The organism is Serratia sp. CoH_134_PS_4 (assembly GCF_058190535.1).
This window is the reverse complement of the sequence record NZ_JBXWKI010000037.1, coordinates 1,231-2,679: the sequence shown is the minus strand read 5'-3', so window position 1 is coordinate 2,679 and position 1,449 is coordinate 1,231. Positions and strand designations below refer to the sequence as shown.

General features: G+C 52.3%; 1 rRNA gene (only partly in view). It reads right to left on the bottom strand.

Annotated elements, in window-relative coordinates:
• Window positions 1-44 precede the first annotated feature (44 nt).
• Window positions 45-1,449, bottom strand: a 23S ribosomal RNA gene (locus AC2FCQ_RS24585) (its annotated part continues 1,230 nt past the right edge of the window); the annotation flags it as partial.

Genomic DNA, 1,449 nt, shown 5'->3' with positions numbered 1-1,449 from the left:
CGCTGAAAATCTTTCGTCTGCTCTAAAAACACCTTTGGTGTTGTAAGGTTAAGTCTCACGGATCATTAGTACTGGTTAGCTCAATGCATCGCTGCACTTACACACCCAGCCTATCAACGTCTTAGTCTTAAACGTTCCTTCAGGGGAATCAAGTTCCCAGGGAAGACTCATCTCGAGGCAAGTTTCGCGCTTAGATGCTTTCAGCGCTTATCTTTTCCGCACTTAGCTACCGGGCAGTGCCATTGGCATGACAACCCGAACACCAGTGGTGCGTTCACTCCGGTCCTCTCGTACTAGGAGCAACCCCTCTCAATCTTCCAACGCCCACGGCAGATAGGGACCGAACTGTCTCACGACGTTCTAAACCCAGCTCGCGTACCACTTTAAATGGCGAACAGCCATACCCTTGGGACCTACTTCAGCCCCAGGATGTGATGAGCCGACATCGAGGTGCCAAACACCGCCGTCGATATGAACTCTTGGGCGGTATCAGCCTGTTATCCCCGGAGTACCTTTTATCCGTTGAGCGATGGCCCTTCCATTCAGAACCACCGGATCACTAAGACCTACTTTCGTACCTGCTCGAGCCGTCACTCTCGCAGTCAAGCTAGCTTATGCCTTTGCACTAACCTCACGATGTCCGACCGTGATTAGCTAACCTTCGTGCTCCTCCGTTACTCTTTGGGAGGAGACCGCCCCAGTCAAACTACCCACCAGACACTGTCCTCACCCCGGATTACGGGGCCGAGTTAGAACATCAAACATTAAAGGGTGGTATTTCAAGGTTGGCTCCACGCAGACTGGCGTCCACGCTTCAAAGCCTCCCACCTATCCTACACATCAAGGCTCAATGTTCAGTGTCAAGCTATAGTAAAGGTTCACGGGGTCTTTCCGTCTTGCCGCGGGTACACTGCATCTTCACAGCGAGTTCAATTTCACTGAGTCTCGGGTGGAGACAGCCTGGCCATCATTACGCCATTCGTGCAGGTCGGAACTTACCCGACAAGGAATTTCGCTACCTTAGGACCGTTATAGTTACGGCCGCCGTTTACTGGGGCTTCGATCAAGAGCTTCGCCTTGCGGCTGACCCCATCAATTAACCTTCCAGCACCGGGCAGGCGTCACACCGTATACGTCCACTTTCGTGTTTGCACAGTGCTGTGTTTTTATTAAACAGTTGCAGCCAGCTGGTATCTGCGACTGGCTTCAGCTCCGAGAGCAAGTCTCTTCACCTACGCGCCAGCGTGCCTTCTCCCGAAGTTACGGCACCATTTTGCCTAGTTCCTTCACCCGAGTTCTCTCAAGCGCCTTGGTATTCTCTACCTGACCACCTGTGTCGGTTTGGGGTACGATTCTGTGTTACCTGATGCTTAGAGGCTTTTCCTGGAAGCTTGGCATCAACTACTTCTGCACCGTAGTGCATCGTCATCACGCCTCAGGGTTGAATGA